The following is a 23,827-nucleotide window of genomic DNA, read 5'->3' on the forward strand; positions in this document are numbered from 1 at the left end:
TGATTACTCTGCTTTGTCGCTATTCAACTGCTTAACCGAGTTACGAATGATTAACTCCGGAGCCAGTTTCTCTGTAACCTCATGAACTCTATCGTTAATTAAGGCCAGCACGCCTTGAGCCGCTTCGTAACTGAGCTGTTCGATGGGAAAGCTCACCGTAGTTAAGCGAGGGCGAATGTGTTGGCTGTAGGTATCATTATCAAAACCCACAATTGAAATGTCTTCACCAATGGTTAGCTTGGCGTCACTGCATACGTTATACACAGCTAGAGCAATGTTGTCGTTTTGACAAAAAATAGCGGTAAAGCCTTTATTGCGAGACATTAAACGGTGCACGGTTTCGTGGTTGCCTTCGTGATCAAAACGACCTTCAATCACCAAGTTTGCATCGTAAGCTATGCCCGCCTCAGCGAGAGCGTTGCGATAGCCCTGTAAGCGGTCACGGCTTTCCACCTTACTCATTTGCCCGGTAATGCAGGCAACCTTAGTATGCCCATTGTCGATTAAGTGCTTAGTGGCTAAATAGCCACCTAACTCATTGTCAATCCAGATACAGCGCCCTGCTAGCTCAGGAATATTGCGGTTTAAGATAATTGAAGCTGGCGTGTCTTCAGCAATCTTAATTAACTCATTGTCTGACAATTTGTCTGAGTGGATGATCAAGCCATCAACCTTTTTCGAGGCTAAAAACTCAATTGAGTCAACTTCTTTGGTTTTGGATTCCTGACCACTGGTCACAATTAGATGCAATCGTTCTTCACGAATAATGTTTTCAGTATTGTGCATTAAGGGGCCAAAGTATGGGCCGTCTAAGCTACCCACTAGCATACCAATACTGTTTGAGCGATTAGACGCTAAAGCCTGAGCGAAGGTATTAGGCTTATAACCGAGTTGTTCTATCGCATTAAACACTTTGATGCGATTTTTTTCCTTTACTGAAGAGTGACCGTTAATCGCTCTAGATACAGTAGCCTGAGACACTTTGGCCAGCTCAGACACTTCCTTTATTGTAATCAACTCATTAACCCTACTGTTCAATTCCCGCTTTATACATGTGCGCAGTGCAATACCTGTTACTTTTACTAAATATCGCCACTGCTTGCTAGCAATATGAGCGGAAACGGCGATATAGTCGACAAAGTAAACGCTAACAAAATAAAGTTGCGCGTATTTTGATACATACTACCACAGTATCAACGGTGCCAAGAGGCATCATCCTAGGTGATTACTAGCTTTGTGTACTAAGCGGTTTACTGATTAGCTGGGCTAGAATCAGGCTTGGTACTTATTAGAATACCAAGCAAAAAGAAAGCGCTTCCTAAAAAATAGGATAACAAAGTGACAAAACATACTATTACCTCAACTAATCGAGTAAGTTTATCACTATGCCAGACTCGCCCAAAGCCCCCTCAAACACTAGCTTTTGTGAAGCAATACGCAAATATAGATGACAATTAGGCAGATCCAAAACGACGATATTTAAAGCAACCCACACAAATGCTATAAAGAAAGCGCTTACAAAATGATTTTAGCTTAGCAAGGAAGAATAATGATGATTAAGCCGAGTTCTGTTGGAAAACTCTCAGCACTAGCGCTAGCCACCACACTTACGGCCTGTGGTTCCACTTCGTCTTCTTCAGACGGAAGTAGTGGCTTGGTTCAAACTAAGCCAGCCAAAGAAATTACTGGCGAGCCGGTCACTCCAAGTGACAAATGGAAACTGATTTGGAGCGACGAATTTGACGGTGACGAAATTGATACCCGCAAATGGGGCTTTGAAGAAAACTGTTGGGGTGGCGGTAACAACGAGCAGCAATGTTATACCGAGCGCAAGGTTAATGCCTTTGTTGAAGACGGCAAACTTAATATTGTTGCCAAGAAAGGAAACTTCACCGGTCCTGATAACCCTGATGGTAAAAAAGGCTTAAACAAAACCCTTCCATTCACATCTGCCCGTTTACGCACCTTAAACAAGAAAGAATGGAAATACGGTCGCTTTGAGATCCGCGCTAAACTGCCGTCAGGTCAAGGTACTTGGCCAGCTATTTGGATGCTACCTTCCGACTGGGTATACGGTGGCTGGGCTGCATCGGGTGAAATCGACATTATGGAAGCAGTAAACCTAAAGGCAAAGTCCGACGAAACTGGCGCTATTGGCGAGCCTGAATCGCGGATCCACGGCACCCTACACTTTGGCAAAAAATGGCCAGACAATGCTCACGTAGGTCAAGGTGTAAAGCTGCCAAATGGCGCTAACCCAGCAGATGACTACCATACTTATGCTATTGAGTGGGAAGAAGGTGAAATTCGCTGGTATGTAGATAACTACCACTACGCGACACAAACTCACGAGGGCTGGTATAGCCAATATGAGAAAGATGGCATGTTGGTAAACGCAGAATCAGAAGCTCCGTTTAATCAAAAATTCCACTTACTGCTTAACCTTGCAGTAGGCGGTAACTGGGCAGCGAAGGCCAATGAAGGCGGAATTGATGAGTCAATCTTTCCACAAACCTTTTCGATTGATTCAGTAAAAGTTTACCGCTGCAGTGTTGATCGCTGGAAAGGTAAGGGCTGTGCAGCTAAATCAGATGACGCAGTTATGGTTCCAGGCGTAACACCACCCGCTATTCTAGCGGTAGATGATGCCTATGCTGATGGCCCTCTATTGGATATTTACAGCGATAGCCTAAATAAATCCTTAGCCTTTGAAAGCTACAACCCAGTAGACACGGTTAAGTACTCGGAAGTTGACGAAGCAGGTCGCGGCAAAGTGATTGAAGTGAGTAAGAGCAGTGGAGCCGGTAATATTTACTTTAGAGCACCTCTTACCGATTTAAGCCACTGGCTAGAAAGCGGACAGCTCATCTTTGATATTAAAGTTGAAGAGCAAGCTAGCAGCGCCAAACTCCTTGTGAAAATCGATAGCGGATGGCCACACACCAGTGATGTTGAAGTGCCACTGCCAGCAGCCGGTGAATGGAAAGAAGTTCGCTTAAATATTAAAGATATTCTAGCTGGCGGAAATAGCCATGCAGCAGGTAAAAAAGCTGACATTGCAGCAATCAGTAATCTATTAGTATTTGAACCAAGCGACAAAATGACCTTCAAATTAGATAACATTCGATTCGAAAAAAAATAGCCCTATAAAATCGGCATAAAAAAGGGGAGAAGCTTAGGCTTCTCCCCTTTTTACTTAATGCTCTTCAAACAGCTTTAGCTGCCTACCTTCAGTTGATCCCAGTAGAAAACTTGTTCTCCGGCCTCTGCTCCGCGCACCCCATAGTTAAAAAACAAAGTTACTTTGTTGTAGCGAGTATCACTCTGCCAGCTTGGAGTGGCTTGGCTAAAGTCAAACACTAGCTGCTCCCACTGCCCTTGGCTTTGAGTAAGCACTTCAACTTCGGCAAAACTATCTGGTTGCTTACTGTCGGTTATCTTTAACCTTACTGGCGTTGCTACAGCAGGAGAGTAAACCCACAAGCTCATGGTTGGCTTAAGCTCATCTAATTGAATAGGCTGGGAAAAACCAGCGCCCTCTCCTAAACTGGTTCCCGCCCAACCAGCAGCATTGGCTGATTTACGAGTAAGCGCCACACGGCTACGCTGTTTACTAGGATCTTGAATTAATTGACTATTATTGCCGCCAAAATCTGAGAAATAGTATGCCAAGCCACGTTGGCTAAAGTTAAATGGCAAACTGGCTTCAGGGTACTCAAAGCGTAGTTTGTCTATTTGCAGATCCATACTTGCTGTAGGCTCGATAACAAACAAATTAACCACTTTGGTCAAATCAACCGACTTGCCAGACACCAGGCTATTCCCTCTAGCGGCTAAATCAGCCACATTTATCCTCACTTCAGTCCAGGTATCTAGCGCCGGCAAATCAACTTCAAAATCACTAGCATGAGGCCAACCGCTATCCATTTTCACCAACAAACTAGCGCCTTTATCTTGACTAAGCAGTTTTAAATCAAAGATGAGTTGCCCGCCTTCCTGCCAATGGTTCATATTGGTTTCAGGTGCGGTTAAATGCACATTACCATCTTTGCCAGCTTTACTAATTTCGATAACCTGCCCACGATGAAGATCTTCAATTAACTTATAGCGCATCGCATTTCTGGGGTCATAACTATTTAGCATTAAGCTATAGTTCAGTTCATCATCAAATAAAGTGAAACGAGGACCTGCTGCAAACTGTGTATCTACAGTAGCGCTAACCGGGGGTCTAAAGCCTTCTACTAGGTTTGCTTCTTGCGGTACGCTATTGCAGCCTTTACCGCTACTTCGCTCCACAGTACACTGATAAACTCGCACATAATCCACCTCTAATGCTTGTGGAAAAATATCATTATCTACCCCTGTGGCATTAGCATTCTCAGCCCATGAGCCTCCTACATCAAGATTCAACCCAAGGTAAAAGGCTTGGTCGAAAGGTGCTGCTCCTTCGGCTGTCACCAAGTGACCATTGTTGCGATATTGGCTATACCACTCGTCTTGACGCTGAGTCGCATAATGAACATTGTCGATAAACCAACGGATTTCTCCTTCTTCCCACTCTACTGTATAAGTGTGAAAACCATCAGCCGGGTTAACCCCATTAGGCAACTGATAGTCTTTTCCAGAACGCAAGTTTTCAGGCATAGCTCGTCCATAATGCAAGCTGCCATATAAACGCCCCTCCAAGGCCGCATCGGCAGTCCCTTTCGCATCGCTAGGTGTTTTTAGGTTCACTGCCTCTACGATGTCAATCTCGCCAGATGCTGGCCACTTCCCGTATTTATCCTCGAAGGGCAACATCCAAATAGCAGGCCAGGTACCTTGCCCTTGCGGTAGTTTGGCGCGTACTTCAACTCTGCCATACCGCCAATCTACTTTACCTTTAGTGCTTAACTTTGCTGAGGTATAAGGCTGAGTCTTAGTAATTCGTTTATCGCCATTGGGTAGGCTTCGCCCGGTAAAGCTGCCCTTTTTAGCCAGCAGTTTTAAACTACCTTCAGCTACCTGTAAATTGGCTTTTCGTTTGGTATAACATTGCTGGCTAGCACCTCCACCTCCCCAACAGTGCTCTTCTATATTCCACTTACGCAGGTCTATTGAATCGGTATCAAATTCATCATTCCAGACTAATTGCCAATACGCCGCTGGGCTACCTACCGGCTGTGGCAAAACACCTACCGACTGATTAGCTTGCTCTGTAGACCCACAGGCAAGTAACAGCAACGGCACAGGAAGCGCCGCCACCTTACAACAAAACTTAACATTCATGTTGTCATCCTTGTCTTGTTAATTTTGAAAGCGCTTTCTTTATAGCATTGTTGAATTAGGCTTAAAACCATACAATTAAAGACAGTCTAAGTTCTGCGCATATATGCGTACAAACTCACAATTAACAAAGAGTTATAGGTCGATTGACTTCCGCGTACTAAGGTGTAAATAAAGATTAACCTGGATCTTTTTTTCAAAAAAAATAGAAAGCGCTTACTAAATAAAGCTTATTCTGAAACATGCAAAAGCTGCTTTAACAAAAGAGAGTGCATTGAAGTTGTAGTGGCATAGAGACTGTGACCACCTAATCAAGAGGCGATATTGAGCAACGAACAGCTGTACAACGTGGTCAAATAGTTAATCACGTTTAGGACGAAAAATGGGGTAATTGCTTGTCCGTAATAGTACTGCAGATATTGATACAGGGTTAAACAAACAAGCAGAAGTCTCCCTTCATTTAATATTTAAAAGCACCCAAGGGTGCTTTTTTGCGCTACGCAAATAAAGAGCTATAAGCCAACAAGTGGTTATGCTTTTAACACAAAGGTACTGATCGAGTTATTCGCTAAAGACAGCTCAGCACCTAAGCCGTCAACTACCAAAGTAAGCTTGGCTACATGCCCCTCATTTTGAACCACGACTACCCGCTCACCATTACTATTTTCAAAGCTCACAGCATGCAAGTTTTCGCCGATTACTTGGGTTTTAATTCGCTTAGCGCCAATCTCAACATAGCGAGATAAATGGCCAATGTAGTAATACGAGTTATTGTAAATCAGCGATTTTGTCTGGCGGTTATACATAATGGGCGCTTCGCAGTAGTTCTCTACGTGATTTGGCCCGCCTTGTTCATTTAACAGCAAATTCCAGTCAATCCAGCCTTCTGAATAGTTGTTGAAATCACCAATAATGTTTCTGCCATAACGCTCACCATTACCCCAAGCACCTAAGTAGCCACTTTTATCATTCTTATCTACCGAGGTATCGGTTAACTCTACGCAACCTTCGGTAAAGATAAGGTGAGTGTCTGGGTAAAGGTGATGCACCATAGAAAGATTATCGAAGTCTTCACTCACGTACCAATGATTGCCCACGCCCCACACATACTTGGCCGCCTCTGGGTCACTAAGCACAATGGCTGTTCGCTGCACCATCACATCACGGTTATGGTCCCAAATAACAATGGCTTTATCTTGGTAGCCTGCAGCATACATAGTTGGGCCAAGGTAATTCTTAATAAAGTCGCGCTCTTCTTCGGCAGAATAAAAACACGAATCCCAGATTTGATCGGCTTCTGGCTCGTTTTGAATACTAATGCCCCAGATAGGTACGCCGCGCAGCTCCATCTGTTCGATAAACTTGGTGTAATAGCTGGCCCAGGACTGCTGATATTCAGCCAACAGTTTTCCGCCGTAGTTCATTTCACCGTTAGATTTCATAAATGCCGGCGGGCTCCAAGGCGATGCCAACATAGTAATGGGCTGTCCTGCCTGTTCAGCAGCCCGCTTGATCATTGGAATAACCCACTGCTCTTCGTGAGAAAGATCAAAGCTTTTAAGCTCACTATCCCCTTCTTCGATATAGGTGTAATTGCCTAAAGCAAAATCACAGGAATGAATAGCAACACGCCCTAGCACATACCCCAAGCCCTGCTCTTTATTAAAATAGGCCTTAATAAACTCCTCTTGCAAGGCTTCTGGCATCTCGTGGAAAGTACTGGCTGCCGCTTCGGTAAATGCGCCACCAAAGCCGATATGACTTTGATATTTTTCTTTGGAGTTAACTGCAATCATTGATTGCTGCACTTTGTAATGAGGCTTAAATTGCACTGCTGCTTTTTCTGCCCAACGCTCACCCGTGCGCTCAAGTGTTCTATAGTGTGTTGCTTTCATTTACTCACTCAACCTTGTTTATCTAAACTGAGCACAGGTTACAATGAAAGCGCTTTCTTTTTCAATCTGCCTAAATCACAAAATAAGAAGCCAACCAAGAAAAGGAAAATCACACCAAAGCCTTTAAATAAAAGACATTTAGAACACAAAGCTGGAAAGCAATGTCGATATTCTTTCGTTTTCCAGCTAAAAATAAAGGAAGCGCTTACTAAATACAAGCTCACAAGCGCTAGGCTGCATAAGCAATAACACTAGGCTAACGCTACAAATAAGTTATCAATTCCAGAATGAGTTTAAAGCTTTAATTGACTAGTACTCGCGGTCAATATGGTCAACATTAACCGTCTCAGGACTGACAATGGAGGTAAACGTTGATTCTAAAACGAAAAAAGGATGCCCTAGGGCATCCTCAATTCTTAATTTGGTACCAGAGGCCGGACTTGAACCGGCACGCTATCACTAGCGGGGGATTTTGAATCCCCTATGTCTACCAATTTCATCACTCTGGCATTTATTTTTTACTCGCCTTAGCGAGTGATTGGCATTATAAGCTGCGTTTTTAGATTGGCAAGCGCTTTTTGTTTTTAAGCCCACTAAGTGTTTAAGAATTGTGCTAGCAAGCGCTTAGTTATAGAAAGTGGCGGATTTTACTGCTCAGATTAATTCTCAGCCAGCCGAGATTTGCTACCATACAGGAAACTAATTAGAGGCAATAAAACAATGGCTAACGCTAGCGCTACCACTTCTCTGCCAACCGCAGGTTTCTTTCGCCGGTTAGGGGCATATATCTACGATGCTTTAATGGCTGTTGCTATTGGCATGGTAGCCACCATGCTTGGCTTAGCAATGGTGGCTATTGCTACCAGCATAGGTGTAATTACCTTACCTGAGGGCATGGAGCACTCTACTTATATGGTTAGCCAAATTTGGTTTCAGGGCTTAATTTGGGGCAGCATCATTATGTTTTATATCTGGTTTTGGCATAACCATGGCCAAACTATTGGTATGCGCGCATGGCGCTTGCGAGTACAGAATAAAGACGGCTCAAATATCTCTTATACCCAAGCGCTAATTCGTTTGTTTACTTCAGCATTGGGCGTGGGCAATTTGATGGTAATAGTCACCAAAGACAATACCGCCTTCCAAGACATTTGGGGCAGATGCCAAGTGGTGACCTTACCTAAAAAGTAGCGCTAGGTTCTACGATTAATTAAGAAGAAGGCAATACCTAGTACCAATACGCTAGGTATTGCGGCACTAACATAGGGGTGCACACCATACACAAGGCTCATTGAACCAAGCACTTGATCTAAGATGTAATAACTAAATCCAGCCACTACTCCCAACATTATTTTAGCGCCCATACTCGAGCTTCGCAGCGGCCCAAATACAAAGGATAAGGCCAACAGCATCATAATACCGGTAAGCACAGGCATCATTAGCTTACGTGCTAATGCCAGTTCGTAACGCGCGGGATCTTGGCGATTTTGTTTTAAATAGCCGATGTAAGAGTACATGCCAGAGATAGACAAATCGTGAGGTTTAATGGTTACCACGCTGAGTTTATCGGGGGTTAAGGTACTGCTCCAAGGGTAGTTCTCATAACGAGTTTCAACCACGCCATCATCGCTAAAATCAATCACCTTAGCTTCACGAATTAACCAGCGGTTGGTATCATAAAATGCTTGATTGCCTTCTACTTGTTGATATAGCTCGGCGTCGTCATTAAAACGATAAATGGTGATATTAAATAGCTCTTTGCTTTCTTGAACTTCACCAATATTAACAAAGCTTTCGCCATCTTTAGCCCATACCCCGCGTTGCACGGCCACCATAGCACCGCCCGACATTTTACTTGAGCGCAGTTCTTTGGCGGCCATGTCGGCACGTGGAGCCACATACTCACCCAATAACATCATTACTATCATCATTGGAACCGCTGTTTTAAGCACGGCAACAGCAATGTTAAAACGCGATAAGCCAGAGCTTTGCATAACCACCAACTCACTGGTGCTGGCGAGCGAACCCAAGCCAATTAATGATCCTAACAAAGCGGCCATTGGAAAGAAGATTTCTAGCTCACGGGGCACGCTAAGTAATACATACCAAAGTGCATCTGCAATTTGGTAATCACCTTGACCTACACTGCCCAGCTGTTCGACGAACTTCACAATCATGCTGAGGCTTTGCAAAGTAACCAGTACCAGCAAGCTCGACATGATGATGGTGCGGCCTATATACCAATCAATTATCCGAAACACAGGCCTTTCCTTTAACTTTTCCGCGAACTTTTAAATAGTATTCACTACGTAAGAATAGATAACCAAGCGCTATAAATAGCATCAGTAAATGCACCGACCACAAGCCGACTTCGGGCGATATCTTGCCTTCTTCTAAAGCACTTCTGGCGGCGCTTAGCATCAAGTAATAGCTTAAATACAGTAAAATAGCAGGCAGTAGTTTAGCGTAACGACCTTGGCGTGGATTAACCACCGCTAAAGGCACCACCATTAGAGTTAAGATTGGAATGGTAAGCGGCAGCGAAATACGCCATTGTAACTCGGCGATTTGTGTTAAATCGTCAGAGCCAATTAATTGCTTAGTGGGCAAAGACCACAAACGGCGCTGCGATTGGTTGCCTTCTTGCTCTCGCAAGTACACTCGATAACGCTCGAAGTGCAAAATACTGTAGTCCAGCTCTTCTGGTGCTTGCTCATAACGTTTGCCGTTACTAAGCACCATCCATTGAGAGCCATCAGTGCGTCTTTCAATACCACCTTCTTCCGCCATTACCACCGACGGGCGAGTATCACTGCCCTCTGCTGGGGTATGCGCTACAAATACTTTTTCAAGATGCTGGCCTTTGTTTTCGATTTGCTCCACAAAGGTCACCACCCCGCCACCCAAGGATTCAAAGCGCCCTTGCACCAGTACCGATATTCCGGCTTCTGCGTCCATTTGGTCAAACAATTGTTGTTCTAACTCATTGGTATAAGGGCTCAAGTACAGTGTATTAAAACCAGCAGCTAAGGTAGACAACAAGCCCAACACCATGGTGTCACGCAGCAATTGGGCAGTACTGTAGCCGCAGGCATGCAGCACTACCATTTCACTATCGGCGTATAAGCGACCATGAGCCACCAAAACACCAATAAACATGCTAATTGGTAGGATAAGAATCAAAAAGGCAGGCATGTTCAACAACATGACCTTGGCGATAATTTCACCTGCAACATTGCCTTCAGCTGCTTGAGACAAGACTCGAACAAACTTTTGCGAGGTAAAAATCAATAATAAAACAGCCAACACCGCTAGTTGGGTTTTTGCTGTTTCTTTAAATAAGTAACGGAATATTAGCACTCAGTCATTCACTTCAAACATAGAACTTTGCTGGTAATAGCAAAAAATTCAGATAAACTTTCTATTTTTTACAGTTTCACATAGCAATATGTGCCTGTATAGCTCATATTTATTTAAACAGTAGATAGAATCGGCCGCCCGTTCTAGCAGGTAAGCTATCTTAACCCAGTTTTGGAGATTGTAGGAGTATTCATGGAGTTTAGCGTAAAAAGCGGTAGCCCGGAGAAGCAACGTAGTGCGTGTATTGTTGTAGGTGTGTACGAACCACGTCGTTTATCGCCCGTTGCCGAACAACTCGACAAAATTAGCGACGGCTATATTAGCGCCTTATTACGTCGCGGTGATTTAGAAGGTAAAGCTGGCCAAGTACTGTTGTTGCACCATGTACCTAATGTATTAAGCGAGCGCGTATTATTGGTTGGCTGTGGTAAAGAGCGTGAATTAAACGAGCGCCAATACCGCCAAATCATTACCAAAACCATTAATACCTTAAACGAAACCGGCTCTATGGAAGCGGTGTGTTTCTTACCTGAGTTGCATGTTAAATCGCGCAACACTTATTGGAAGGTTCGCCAAGCGGTAGAAACCACCCAAGAAACGCTCTACAGCTTTGATATGCTTAAAAGCAACCGTGAAGAAACTCGTCGTCCGCTACGTAAAATTGTATTTAACGTACCTACCCGCCGCGAGCTCACCATTGGTGAAAGCGCTGTGCAACATGGTTTAGCAGTCGCCCAAGGGGTTAAGCACGCTAAAGACCTAGCCAACTTGCCACCTAACATTTGTAATCCTGCGTATTTGGCTGATCAAGCTAAAGAGCTACAAAGCAATTACGACAACGTAAAAGTTACCACCCTAGGTGAAGCCCAAATGGCGGCACTTAAAATGGATTCTTACTTAGCCGTTGGCCGTGGCTCAGACAACGAATCAATCATGAGTGTGATTGAGTATTGTGCACCGGGCTGCGAAGATCAAAAACCGATTGTATTGGTAGGTAAAGGGCTGACGTTTGACTCCGGCGGTATTTCATTAAAACCAGGCGCAGGCATGGATGAGATGAAATACGACATGGGCGGCGCGGCGGGTGTTTACGGCACCATGAAAGCCTTGGCCGAGTTACAACTGCCGCTTAAAGTGACTGGTATTCTAGCTGGTTGCGAAAATATGCCTGGTGGCAACGCTTATCGCCCAGGTGATGTTATCACCACTATGTCAGGCATTACTGTAGAAGTGCTAAATACCGATGCCGAAGGCCGCATGGTATTGTGTGATGTACTTACTTATGTAGAGCGTTACGAGCCAGAGCTAGTGATTGACGTAGCCACTCTAACCGGCGCTTGTGTGGTTGCACTGGGCCATCACACCACTGGTTTAATGACTCCGCATAATCCGCTAGCTCACGACTTGCTTAACTGTGCCGAGCAAAGTGGCGACAAAACTTGGCGATTACCACTAGGTGAAGAGTACCAAGAGCAGCTAAACAGCAACTTTGCCGACATGGCCAATATTGGCGGAAAAACTGCCGGCTCTATTACCGCAGCTTGTTTCTTGTCGCGCTTTACCAAAAAGTACAACTGGGCTCACCTCGATATTGCCGGTACAGCTTGGAAAAGCGGTGGCGAGAAAGGCGCAACCGGCCGCCCCGTGCCATTACTTACCCAATTCTTAATCAGCAAAACTGACCAAGAAATCGAAGAATAAGCCACAGCGCTTATTCGTAAAAAGGGAGCATTAGCTCCCTCTTTTCTTTTTTGGGCAAAAACTCTTGCTCAAAGGCCTAAAACTAAGCATTGCCGTGCATATTTCAAACAAGTAGTCTCTAGCGTATGAAAGCGAAATTTTATATCATGCCCGATTCTGTCACCACTGACAGCGAAGCCTTCGATAAAATAGTGTGCAACGTGCTTGCACAATACTATCGAAACGGTGAGCGCATACAGGTTTATACCTCGTCTAAGCAGCATGCAGAGCGCCTAGATGAAGTACTTTGGCAATTTGAGCCAGAGCAATTTGTACCGCATAACCTCAGTGGTGAAGGCCCCCAAGGAGGGGCGCCTGTCGAGATATCATGGCAGGCACCTAGGCAACGTCGCCAGTGTTTAGTGAATCTCACAGATACGGCACCAGATTTTGCCAGAAATTTTCAGCATATTATCGATTTTGTGCCAGCAGATGAAACCGGCAAGGCTGCGGCTAGAGAACGTTATCGAGTGTATCGCCAACAGGGTCTACAATTAGACACCGCAGCGTACACAAACCCAGAAATTACATAGAGTCAGTACATCCAATGGAAAAGACCTACAACCCAAGCGCAATTGAACAAGCGCTATATCAAGAATGGGAACAACAAGGCCACTTTAAGCCGCATGGCGATACTTCAAAAGAAGCCTATAGCATTATGATCCCACCGCCAAACGTCACTGGCAGCTTGCATATGGGACATGCCTTTCAAGACACCATTATGGATACCTTGATCCGCTACCAACGCATGCAAGGTAAAAACACCTTGTGGCAAGTAGGTACTGACCACGCCGGTATTGCTACCCAAATGGTAGTTGAGCGCAAAATTGCAGCCGAAGAAGATAAAACTAAACACGACTACGGCCGTGAAGCTTTTATCGATAAAATTTGGGATTGGAAGGCAGAGTCTGGTGGCACAATTACCAAACAGCTACGTCGCTTAGGCGCATCGGTAGACTGGGAACGTGAGCGCTTCACCATGGACGACGGCATGTCTAAAGCCGTTGAAGAAGCCTTTGTGCGCCTTTACGAAGACGATCTTATTTACCGTGGCAAGCGCCTAGTAAACTGGGATCCAAAGCTGCACACCGCTATTTCTGATTTAGAAGTAGAAAACAAAGAACAAAAAGGCCACATGTGGCACTTGCGTTACCCGCTGGCCGATGGCGAAACCACCAGCGAAGGTAAAGACTATTTGGTCGTTGCCACTACCCGCCCAGAAACCATGTTAGGTGATACAGGCGTAGCGGTTAACCCAGAAGATCCGCGCTACAACAGCCTAATTGGTAAATTCATTGAGCTACCGCTAGTTGGCCGCCGTATTCCAATTGTAGGTGATGAACATGCCGACATGGAAAAAGGCACTGGCTGTGTAAAAATCACCCCTGCTCATGACTTTAATGACTGTGAGGTAGGTAAGCGCCATCAACTGCCGATGATCAACATTCTTACTTTGAATGCCGACATCCGTGACGCTGCGGAAGTATTTACCACCAATGGCGAGCCTTCAGATGCTTACTCAACAGACATCCCTACTGAGTACCAAGGTTTAGAGCGCTTTGCCGCTCGTAAAGCCATTGTGGCCAAGTTTGACGAGCTAGGTTTATTAGAAGAAGTAGCCGACCACAATAACACCGTACCTTATGGTGACCGTGGTGGTGTGGTGATTGAGCCAATGCTTACCGACCAATGGTATGTGCGCGCCGCACCCCTTGCTAAAACAGCAACAGAAGCGGTTGAGAATGGCGATATTAAATTTGTTCCTCAGCAATACGAGAACATGTACTTCTCGTGGATGCGCGATATTCAAGATTGGTGTATCTCTCGCCAACTTTGGTGGGGCCACCGTATTCCGGCTTGGTACGACGAAAGCGGCAAAGTGTATGTTGGTCGTAACGAAGCTGAAGTTCGCAGCAAACATGGCTTAGCCGATGATGTAACGCTGCGCCAAGATGACGACGTACTTGATACCTGGTTCTCTTCAGGTCTATGGACTTTCGCTACTCAAGGCTGGCCGGAAAAAACACCTAACCTAGCCACCTTCCACCCTAGCGATGTATTAGTCACTGGTTTCGACATCATTTTCTTCTGGGTAGCCAGAATGATCATGATGACCATGTACTTCATCAAAGACGAAAACAACAAGCCACAAGTACCCTTTAAAACGGTATATGTAACCGGCCTTATTCGTGATGAAAACGGCGACAAAATGTCGAAATCTAAGGGCAACGTACTTGACCCATTAGACATGATCGACGGCATCGATTTAGAAAGCTTGGTAACTAAACGTTGTGGCAACATGATGCAGCCACAGCTTGCCAAAAAAATTGAAAAAGATACCCGTAAAACCTTTGAAGACGGTATTGAAGCCCACGGTACCGACGCACTGCGTTTCACCCTAGCCGCCATGGCCACCACTGGTCGCGACATTAACTGGGACATGAGCCGCTTAGACGGTTACCGCAGCTTCTGTAACAAGTTATGGAATGCCAGCCGCTACGTATTGATGAACACCGAAGAGCAAGATTGCGGCAAAGACGGTGGCGAGATGGAATTCTCTTTAGCGGATCGCTGGATTGAAGGCCAATACCAGCAAACCATTAAAGCTTATCGCGAAGCGCTAGATACTTACCGCTTTGACATTGCCGCGCAAGTCATTTTTGAGTTCACCAAGAACCAGTTCTGTGGTTGGTACCTTGAGCTAACCAAACCAGTATTGTTTAAAGGTAACGAAGCCCAGCAACGAGGTACCCGTTATACCTTGTTAAACGTACTAGAAAGCCTATTGCGCCTAATGCACCCTATTACCCCTTACATTACCGAAACTATTTGGCGCCAAGTGGCTCCATTAGCCGGTAAGGCGCAGGCCTGTGATAGCATTATGCTGCAAGGCTTCCCTGAGTTTGACGCAACTCGCTTAGACAAAGCCGCGGTTACAGATCTTGAGTGGCTAAAACAATTCACTCTCGCTATTCGCCAGATCCGAGGTGAGATGGATATTAGCCCGAACAAGCCTCTGAATGTACTGCTGAAAAACGCTTCTAGCGAAGACTTACGTCGCTTAAATGACAACGCACCATTCTTGGCTTCTCTGGCTAAGTTAGAAAGCACTACAGCAATTCTCGAAGGTGAATCGGCACCGACTTCTGCTACAGCTATCTTAGGTGACATGGAAATTCTTATTCCAATGGCTGGCCTTATCGATAAAGAAGCCGAGCTAGCCCGTATTGGCAAGCAGCTAGAGAAACTGGAAAAAGAGTTAGCGAAAGTATCTGGCAAACTGTCTAACCAAAAATTTGTAGCCAACGCACCAGAGCAAGTAATTGCCAAAGAGCGCGCCAAGCTAGAAGAAATGGAAAGTGCTAAAGCTAAGTTGGTTGCTCAACAAGAGACCATCGCCGCCCTTTAAATCCTAGCTATAAAGCTTAGATAGAATCCCTCTTTGGCACTGTTCAAGAGGGATTTTTTCGTTATAGATCATATTTCTAATATTTTTTTTAGATTAATAACTTTATTAATACTCAGTTCAATAAATCGATAATTGGATTAGGGTAACTTTGCGGAGCATTATAAAAACGTAGTAAAACAGGGAAGGATCCTTATGCATCTCAAAAAACATCTTCTAACATTATCAATTACTTCTGCTCTTGTCGCATGCGGAGGAAGCGGCAGCGAAACAAATAATGGCGTAACTCCAGTCGAAAGCGTCAATGTCAGCGGAAAAGTTATTGACGGCTACATTCAAGGTGCCATCGTTTACCTTGATTTGAACCTAAACCGCCAGCTAGATGAGGGCGAACCTTTCACAACTTCTGACAACACAGGTAGTTACCAATTAACGGTGCTTGAAACTCAAATCGAGCAAGCTCAAAAAGCACCAATTCGCGCCTACGTCGGAGATGGAGCGGTAGACTTAGACACTGGTGAAGAGTTTAGTGATTCGCCAGTTTTACTTTCAACACCACCATTAACAGCTCTAAGTATTCATACGACTCCTCCCGCAGCCGCAATCACACCTTTCACAACTGATTTAAACAGCAAAGTCGAAGAAACACTTGAGCAAGTCGTAGCAGGTACCGTGGAGCTATCTCAGCTATTGGCCGAGTTACAAGGAGCTAAGGCCGAGCTGGCAGAGGAGTACGGTGTAGACGATAAAGAAGCTTTGCTCGGAGACTTCTTAGATGAAGGTAATGTTGATGCAGAGCTACGTGAAGAATTGCGTGGAGTAGCAGAACAGCGAGTTAAAGAACTACAAAAAGACCATCAACGCCAGAAAGAAGCTGAAGAGCAAGCTGAAGATGGTCAAATTGTCAAAACCGGCTCCACCCGCGAGAGCTTTGTAGAATGGCACACCGGTGAGCTATTACACCTATTGGTAGAGTGGCAAGAAGTCATCACCGTCAACGAAGATGGCTCAAGAGCTGTTGAAAAGTCAGGGGTTAAGTACTTCTGCGAAAGTGACTACACCCTCAAAGTAGATGGGTCTGGCGAGCCAATTGCTTATGAACGCTACTCCGTAACCCAAAACTTGGATGGACAAGGCGGCTTCACGGCCCTTACTAAGTTCAACATCGACAAAAATGGCGATGGTAATGCTTTATTCTTCGGTCAATCCTACAGCATCGGTGAAGTTTCTGAAGATATGAAAACTTGGGAATTCATTGAGTATTTCGATGAAGGCAATCCAAGTGATGATGATGCTAGCTTACAAGATTTAGGGCGCGTATACGATAATATTGACATCGTTACGGCAGTAGCTGAAAAAGATTTAAGTGAAATCGATATGATTCAATATAAGCGCGATAAAACGGAGCTTACCGAATCAGGAAACTTAGTTAATACTTATAACTTCCATGAATACCAAGCAGATAGTTTTGAATCGTTAGATAGCTCTTCACCCAAGTACATGGAAATGCGCTCTACAACAACCAACCTCGATAGAACCATCCACATAGTAGAAAAAGACTGGGGTGCAGATGGCAGCATTAACGAGCGCAGCGAGCAAGTTAGCTATGCCTCGGGCTCCACTACCATTATAAATGCTAACCCAGTTTGGGCTTGGCGCGGTGATGATATTTGGGAAGAATATGCGGATTATCGTTATGATGGAGGTCCGCTGATAAGCTATTGGTACGAAAAAGAAACGACCACTGAGACTGTTGACGGAGTAAAAACAAAAACCACAAACGGTAAACGTTACGTACTCGAAGATGAAACATTAACAGCAGGAGAAGATAAAGAGCTATTCCATGAATTCACTTCTACTAGTAGCTATCTAAGCGACGAACTCACTATTGAAGTCGCAAACTGGACTCATTACGCGCTAGAAGCCTATGATTTCACTGTCGTTGAGGAAAATGTTGGCCACAAAGTTACATACTGGCAACTAGAGTCTCCAGACTTTAACCTATGGGTTGGGCATGAGTTTGCAGAAATCGGGAGTTTAAATGTTACTGATTTGGCTGAACAGCTGGCCGTAACTTTAGAAAGCGATATTACATTTGAAAATATTACCGAAGAACATATTGAAAGCCTCAGTACCTACAACCGAGAACTATTCACTAGCAGCTTCATTTATGACGAAGATGGACAAGCTCGTACTTGGTACAATGTCTGGTCTGAGAACGCCCTCGATCTGCAGCCTAACTGGACTCTTGAAGAGTTAACGCTAGACGAGGAAGGTACAGACCTAGTATTTATAGCTGAGTCCGGTGGGATGTTTGCCATGAGCCCTCATGGTTCTGGTGCTATTTGTAGTAATGAAAGCTATTGCATTGAACCAGTAGAGTTACCACTTGTTGAGTTTGACGCTGAAACAGGTAGCTTCTTTACTTATTTTGCAGGAAGAAGCAGTGAGCCTAATTACTTCTTCCAATCCCAAGCGGAAGCGGAAGCCAAATTAACTGAATTAGAGGCCATAATACCTCAAACCAAAGAGTACTACATCGACTTCATACTTGATGTAGATGCTACTGAGGCAGACTTTGATGGTTGGGGTATCCACATTTGGAATCACGCCCCCTGCCAAGACACATATGTAGGTCATGAAAATGGGGAGATTATTACCGAATGGGAATCGCCGCTATTACCAAGCAGCTTTACCACTCATAGCAGCTTAAATGGTGATGTGATAGCTGCTAGGTTTGAGATAGAAGTCTATGATTCAGCAACTTGTGCTAACTTTGTTATACACAAAGGGAATGAGAAGGCGTATGAGGATGACATGGCCGCCACTCTAACCGGAAACAAAGGCGCTGTTATAACTTATGACCAAGCCGATATTCAATACGTAGCAGAGTAAACACTAGCAACTTTCGACTACATAATACTTTCTACAGCCCCTGATTATTCGGGGGCTTTTTCTGCATAGCCCTCCTACTATTGTTACGCTAGAATAACCGACTTTCTGCTGCCACTAGCTCTAAAGTATCAGCTGCAATTTTTCGAATCACTCAGAGGAATAAATGAACAAGAGCTTAGTTACCAATTTAGTCACTTTAGCTTTAGTCGTGTTTGGATACTTAGCTAACCATGCCTTAGTGTTCTCAATTGGTTTATTTGCCGTATCTGGGGCAGTCACCAATTGGATAGCAATACATATGTTGTTTGAAAAAGTGCCCGGTTTATATGGTTCTGGGGTTATTCCTGCCCGTTTTGACGACTTTAAAGCCGGTATCAAGCAATTAATGCTTAGCCAGTTTTTCACTGCAGAGAATATCGACCGCTTCCTGTCCGACGCCAGTGGTAAAGCCGTGCAACTAAACCTGCGCCCGGTGATTGATAAAACCGACTTCAGCCCGGCTTACCATGCCTTAGTTGAAACCATTGAAGGCTCGTCTTTTGGCGGCATGCTAGCAATGGTTGGTGGTAAGGAAGCATTAGCTCCTCTTGAACAACCCTTTGTTGACAAGCTAAAAGATGCAGTGATTGAAATTAGCGAAGATGAGCAGTTTAGCGAAGCACTAAGAGAAGAATTAGAACAGCCTGAGCATCTAGGTGACGTGCAGCAAAAAATCACCTTAATCATCGAGCAGCGGCTTGCTGAACTCACACCGCAGTTGGTTAAACAAATCATTCAAGAGATGATTCGCAAACACCTAGGCTGGCTGGTAGTTTGGGGCGGCGTTTTTGGTGGAGTGTTTGGCCTAATCCATGGCCTAGTGTAAGTTTTAATACCAATAACACTAAGTACGATTGGTATAACATCCAGCTAGTTGCTTGCGGCTAGCTGTTTTCCTGCTATCAAGGCTTCTATCTCTCCACTATCTAACATAGCTTGCAGTAAGTTTGAGAACTCTTGCTGACGCTCCAGTAGCGGTGATAACTTGGAGATCGCTAAATAAACAGGACGCCGTGTTTGCTGGCGATAATCAGCATGTTTAAACCATGAACTAATACCCTGCTCTTTTAGGAAGTAATCCCCTTCCACACAAGACATCACTACCGCATCAACTCTTTGACCTTTGAGTAAACGAAACGCCGACAAGTCATCAATCACTTCATGCTTGCTCAGCGCTTGGTCTTGGTCAAAACGCTCAAAGTATGCCACTTTGCTTTGCACCGAAATAGTTAACTTGCCCAAGTCTTGATAGCTATTCACTTGATGCTGGCTATCGTTTTTCAAGTAAAAACAAATACTTTGAAAACTGCGATAAGCAGGCTCCACAAACGCCATGTACTGTTCGCGCTCAGCATTTCGGTAGAGCCCTGTCATTACATCACTTTCACCCACCATCATGTGTTTTAAGCAACGTTTCCAGCCGCAGCCCTTGGTGTGTAACTGTAAATCTAAGCGCTCACTTACAACCTTAAGCAACTCTATTTCTATTCCACTTAAGCTACCGTCGGCTTCAATGGTTCGCCATGGCGGCCAATGCGCATTTGCGGTCATAAGGGTTTGTTGCGCCCAAACAGGTGTGCTTAGTAGCAAACAAAGCAATATCCGTAGTCGTGTCACAGCTAGTCCTTTAGGCTTATCTTGGTAATAGTGTAGTCAAAAAAAAAGGCGCTAAATGCGCCTTCTAATCATCTATAACTGAAACTTATTGCTCGTCGTCTTCTTCGCCAGACTCGAAATAGGTGCCCCAACCATCGTAAATCACTTTATGCTTCTCAGCGATTTTGGCTAAGGTTTCAATGTCTTCTTTGATGCCTTCCGCTTCTAGAGATGCCTCAATTATCACATCAAAACACCATACCTTGCCGCCATCTTCTAATTCGGCTTCTTCGGCATCGCTTACTTCAAAACCGGCTTTAAAAACGTCTACAGCGGCTTTCTCAAGCACTTTAAAGTCTTTGCTGGCGATGTGATGCTCAATGGTGTATTCAGCGTCAGGATCGCTGCCATCGGCCAACAACTCTTGAATAATCAGATCGGTTTCTTCTTGCCAGTCATTTATTACTTGTTGCAGGCTCATGCTTGTTCTCCCACCGTGGCTTGATTTAATTCGACTTGTTTCTTATGAACTTCTTGGTAATCGGCAGCTTCGCCACGCGCTTCCATGGTTAGCTCATAGATGCGTTGTTCCATAGTATCGTGCAGCTGGGTAATTTCGGCACGTAGGTTTTCTTTCCATTGGCTGACATCAATCGGCTTGCCCACTTCTACAATCACTTTACCGTTGTTCCAGCGGTTAAGCTTTACTTGGCCATGAGTAGACGAACAGCAAATTGGCAACATTGGCACCTTAGCCTGCAAGGCTAAATGAAAAGCGCCGGTTTTAAAGGCTTGTAAACCACGGCCGTAGCTACGAGTTCCTTCTGGGAACATCCACACAGAAAGGTGGCGCTTATCGATAGCTTCAGCAGCCTGTTTAATGGTATCAGCAGCTTTACTACGGCGGTCTCGGTCAATAAGAATGTTACCGGTGATCCAGTAGATTTGGCCAAAAAATGGAATTTTAGCTAGGCTTTTTTTGCCAATCGACACCACACCTTTGCGCAAAGCAAAAGGTAGAGTGAACATGTCGTAGCTGTTTTGATGGTTGGCGATCCACACTGCTTTATCGGGAATATCGTCGCTTAAATATCTAAGCTCCACATCGATACCCACAAAGCGGCCACATTTTGCGATAAGTACACCAATTTGATGCACTAAATCAGGATGGCGAGGTCGCGTTAAACAATACAAAATCACAAACGGAAATGCCGTCAGCATTACCAAGGCAATAAACAAAATTCGAATTACGGCTAACATGGCACCCCCATTAAAACAGCCCGCAGTATACGCGCTGTCATTTAGGTGAACAAGTGTAAGCTGAAAAACTTAATCTAAGCGTCATCTGTCGTTGGCTCATCGTTTTCTAGGGCTGTGGCCTCAATCTCAATGCCATCAACACGTTGCAATCCACGCGGCAGTTTATTACCACGACGACCTCGTTCGCCCCGATAATGATCTAAATCGCTTGGCTTAAGGGTAAGTTTACGTTTACCGGCAAATAAAGTGACTGACGCATCGGCAGGCACCACTTGCAGCAAGGTGACATATTCTTCGCGATTTTTAACCCGCGCCGTTGGAATGCTTATTAGTTTATTACCTTTACCTTTTGCCAGTGCAGGCAGGCTGGTAAGTGGGAAGACTAACATTCGCCCTTCGTTGGAAATGGCTAGGCAGCTATCTGTGTCATAACTACTTACTTCAATAGGCGCTAGTACCTTGCTGCCTGCTGGCAGATTGAGGTAGGCCTTACCATTTTTATTCTTGCTAAGCATATCGGCGTATTTGCCAATAAAGCCATAGCCTGCATCAGAGGCAATTAAATAACGCTGCTCGTCATCCGCCATCACCACATGGCTAAACATTTCACCAGGTGCTGGGTTAAAGCGCCCAGTAAGAGGTTCACCTTGGCTACGCGCAGACGGTAAAGTGTGTGAATCCAAAGCATAACTTCGCCCTGCGGTATCAAAGAATACGGCTTGCTGATTACTCCGTCCGCTAGCGCTGCCAAGGAAACTATCGCCCGCTTTATAACTTAAGCCCTGCGCATCTACTTCGTGGCCTTTGGCGGCTCTTGCCCAACCTTTATCCGACAAGACCACGGTAATGGCTTCGTTAGGCATGAGTTCTTTTTCGCTTAAGGCTTTTGCTTCTGAACGCTCCACCAGTGGTGAACGACGCTCATCGCCATAGGTTTCGGCGTCGGCAATTAGCTCTTTCTTAAGCAATGTGCTCATACGGCGTTCGCTGCCTAACAGCTTCTCAAGCTTATCGCGCTCTTCGGCAAGTTCAGCTTGTTCACCGCGAATTTTGATTTCTTCTAACTTAGCCAGCTGACGAAGTTTAATCTCTAAAATAGATTCAGCTTGCTTATTCGACAGACCAAAACGTTCCATAAGGGCTGCTTTAGGCTCATCTTCAGTTCGAATAATTTCGATCACTTCATCAATGTTTAAGAAGGCAATTAACAAGCCTTCTAAAATATGTAAGCGCGCCAGCACCTTGTCTAAGCGGTATTGTAAACGGCGACGCACCACATCTCGGCGGTAACGTAGCCACTCACTTAATATTTGTACTAAACCTTTCACTTGTGGGCGGTTATCTAAACCCAGCATGTTGAGGTTAACTCGGTAATTACGTTCCAGATCGGTAGAAGCAAACAGGTGATTCATCAGCTGATCGACATCTACTCTATTTGAGCGAGGGACAACAACGATACGAGTGGGGTTTTCGTGGTCTGACTCGTCACGTAAATCCACCACCATCGGCAGCTTTTTAGCCTGCATTTGCGCGGCGACTTGCTCCAAAACTTTGGCACCAGAGACTTGGTGCGGCAATGCGGTAATCACCACTTCACCATCTTCGGTATGAAACACCGCACGCATCTTCACTGAACCACGGCCGGTTTCGTAGATTTTACGAATATCTTTGGCCGGGGTAATTATCTCTGCTTCGGTGGGGTAATCGGGCGCTTGAACATGCTCCAGTAAATCTTCCAATTGCGCTTTGGGGTTATCGAGTAAGTGCACACAGGCGTTAGCCACTTCTTTGACGTTGTGTGGCGGAATATCGGTAGCCATGCCCACTGCAATGCCGGTAACACCATTTAGCAAAATGTGTGGCAAGCGCGCTGGCAAGGTTTTTGGCTCATTCATGGTGCCATCAAAGTTAGGGATCCAATCACAGGTTCCCTGACCGAGTTCGCTCAACAGTACTTCTGAGAACTTAGACAGCTTGGCTTCGGTATAACGCATGGCCGCGAAGGATTTAGGATCATCGGGTGCCCCCCAGTTACCTTGTCCGTCCACCAAGGGATGGCGATAAGAAAAAGGCTGAGCCATTAATACCATGGCTTCGTAACAGGCCGAGTCACCATGTGGGTGATACTTACCCAGTACATCACCTACGGTACGTGCCGACTTTTTGTACTTAGCGTTAGCCGATAAACCGAGCTCCGACATGGCGTAAATAATGCGTCGTTGCACCGGCTTTAAGCCGTCGCCAATATGCGGTAAAGCGCGATCCATGATGACGTACATGGAATAGTTTAAATACGCCTGCTCAGTGAAGTTACTCATTGATAGGCGTTCTACGCCCTCTAAACTGAGTTCATTGGCATCACTCATGCTCT

16 protein-coding genes and 1 tRNA gene are annotated in these 23,827 nt (G+C 45.0%); 7 read left to right on the top strand and 10 right to left on the bottom strand.

Annotated elements, in window-relative coordinates; all coding sequences use genetic code 11:
- Positions 1-3: 3 nt before the first annotated feature.
- Positions 4-1,017 carry a LacI family DNA-binding transcriptional regulator gene (locus tag G6R11_RS10940; protein WP_163133115.1) on the bottom strand — a complete coding sequence of 338 codons (1,014 nt, stop codon included), beginning with the start codon at positions 1,015-1,017 and terminating at the stop codon, positions 4-6.
- Positions 1,018-1,549: 532 nt separating this feature from the next.
- On the opposite strand from G6R11_RS10940, the gene G6R11_RS10945 reads away from it, so the two are divergent.
- On the top strand, positions 1,550-3,142 hold the full coding sequence (locus tag G6R11_RS10945; protein WP_240352445.1) for a glycoside hydrolase family 16 protein: 1,593 nt from the start codon (positions 1,550-1,552) through the stop codon (positions 3,140-3,142).
- Between the two features lie 74 nt (positions 3,143-3,216).
- Here the strand turns inward: G6R11_RS10945 and G6R11_RS10950 are convergent, their stop codons facing one another.
- From G6R11_RS10950 to G6R11_RS10960, 3 genes are all read right to left on the bottom strand, one after another.
- Positions 3,217-5,268: a glycoside hydrolase family 16 protein gene (locus tag G6R11_RS10950; protein WP_163133116.1), complete on the bottom strand. Its 2,052-nt coding sequence runs from the start codon at positions 5,266-5,268 to the stop codon at positions 3,217-3,219.
- A gap of 527 nt (positions 5,269-5,795) precedes the next feature.
- On the bottom strand, positions 5,796-7,160 hold the full coding sequence (locus G6R11_RS10955) for a glycoside hydrolase family 30 beta sandwich domain-containing protein (protein WP_163133117.1): 1,365 nt from the start codon (positions 7,158-7,160) through the stop codon (positions 5,796-5,798).
- A 422-nt stretch (positions 7,161-7,582) separates the two neighbouring features.
- A tRNA-Leu gene (locus G6R11_RS10960) sits at positions 7,583-7,669 on the bottom strand.
- 211 nt (positions 7,670-7,880) lie between these two features.
- Here G6R11_RS10960 and G6R11_RS10965 point away from each other — a divergent pair.
- The gene (locus G6R11_RS10965) at positions 7,881-8,351 is read left to right on the top strand and encodes an RDD family protein (protein WP_163133118.1); all 471 of its coding nucleotides are present in this window, start codon (positions 7,881-7,883) and stop codon (positions 8,349-8,351) included.
- A gap of 2 nt (positions 8,352-8,353) precedes the next feature.
- Here G6R11_RS10965 and lptG read toward each other — a convergent pair whose 3' ends face one another.
- Positions 8,354-9,421: an LPS export ABC transporter permease LptG gene (gene lptG, locus G6R11_RS10970; protein WP_163133119.1), complete on the bottom strand. Its 1,068-nt coding sequence runs from the start codon at positions 9,419-9,421 to the stop codon at positions 8,354-8,356.
- Positions 9,405-10,520 (bottom strand): LPS export ABC transporter permease LptF, encoded by a 1,116-nt coding sequence (lptF, locus tag G6R11_RS10975; protein ID WP_163133120.1) that lies wholly within the window; start codon positions 10,518-10,520, stop codon positions 9,405-9,407. Before lptF ends, lptG begins: the two co-directional genes overlap by 17 nt.
- A gap of 192 nt (positions 10,521-10,712) precedes the next feature.
- On the opposite strand from lptF, the gene pepA reads away from it, so the two are divergent.
- From pepA to G6R11_RS11000, 5 genes are all read left to right on the top strand, one after another.
- Entirely contained in the window at positions 10,713-12,221 is a 1,509-nt protein-coding gene (gene pepA, locus G6R11_RS10980) for a leucyl aminopeptidase (RefSeq protein ID WP_163133121.1), read from the top strand.
- Between the two features lie 125 nt (positions 12,222-12,346).
- Positions 12,347-12,793, top strand: a complete 447-nt coding sequence (locus G6R11_RS10985) for a DNA polymerase III subunit chi (RefSeq protein ID WP_163133122.1) — start codon at positions 12,347-12,349, stop codon at positions 12,791-12,793.
- Positions 12,794-12,807: 14 nt separating this feature from the next.
- Positions 12,808-15,669: a valine--tRNA ligase gene (locus tag G6R11_RS10990; RefSeq protein WP_163133123.1), complete on the top strand. Its 2,862-nt coding sequence runs from the start codon at positions 12,808-12,810 to the stop codon at positions 15,667-15,669.
- Between the two features lie 192 nt (positions 15,670-15,861).
- A complete protein-coding gene (locus G6R11_RS10995; RefSeq protein ID WP_163133124.1) occupies positions 15,862-18,561 on the top strand; it encodes a hypothetical protein in 2,700 nt (899 codons plus the stop codon).
- A gap of 163 nt (positions 18,562-18,724) precedes the next feature.
- The gene (locus G6R11_RS11000) at positions 18,725-19,426 is read left to right on the top strand and encodes a DUF445 domain-containing protein (RefSeq protein ID WP_163133125.1); all 702 of its coding nucleotides are present in this window, start codon (positions 18,725-18,727) and stop codon (positions 19,424-19,426) included.
- 44 nt (positions 19,427-19,470) lie between these two features.
- Here the strand turns inward: G6R11_RS11000 and G6R11_RS11005 are convergent, their stop codons facing one another.
- The 4 genes from G6R11_RS11005 to parC all read right to left on the bottom strand — a co-directional run bounded on the left by G6R11_RS11005 (position 19,471) and on the right by parC (position 23,822).
- Positions 19,471-20,217, bottom strand: a complete 747-nt coding sequence (locus G6R11_RS11005) for an ABC transporter substrate-binding protein (RefSeq protein WP_163133126.1) — start codon at positions 20,215-20,217, stop codon at positions 19,471-19,473.
- Positions 20,218-20,302: 85 nt separating this feature from the next.
- Complete coding sequence (gene rraB, locus G6R11_RS11010; RefSeq protein WP_163133127.1) at positions 20,303-20,677, bottom strand: ribonuclease E inhibitor RraB; 375 nt, start codon at positions 20,675-20,677, stop codon at positions 20,303-20,305.
- Positions 20,674-21,456, bottom strand: a complete 783-nt coding sequence (locus G6R11_RS11015; protein WP_163133128.1) for a 1-acylglycerol-3-phosphate O-acyltransferase — start codon at positions 21,454-21,456, stop codon at positions 20,674-20,676. Before G6R11_RS11015 ends, rraB begins: the two co-directional genes overlap by 4 nt.
- A gap of 74 nt (positions 21,457-21,530) precedes the next feature.
- On the bottom strand, positions 21,531-23,822 hold the full coding sequence (parC, locus tag G6R11_RS11020; RefSeq protein WP_163133129.1) for a DNA topoisomerase IV subunit A: 2,292 nt from the start codon (positions 23,820-23,822) through the stop codon (positions 21,531-21,533).
- Between the last annotated feature and the right edge of the window lie 5 nt (positions 23,823-23,827).

This window comes from Agarivorans sp. Alg241-V36, from assembly GCF_900537085.1.
Lineage (GTDB): Bacteria > Pseudomonadota > Gammaproteobacteria > Enterobacterales > Celerinatantimonadaceae > Agarivorans.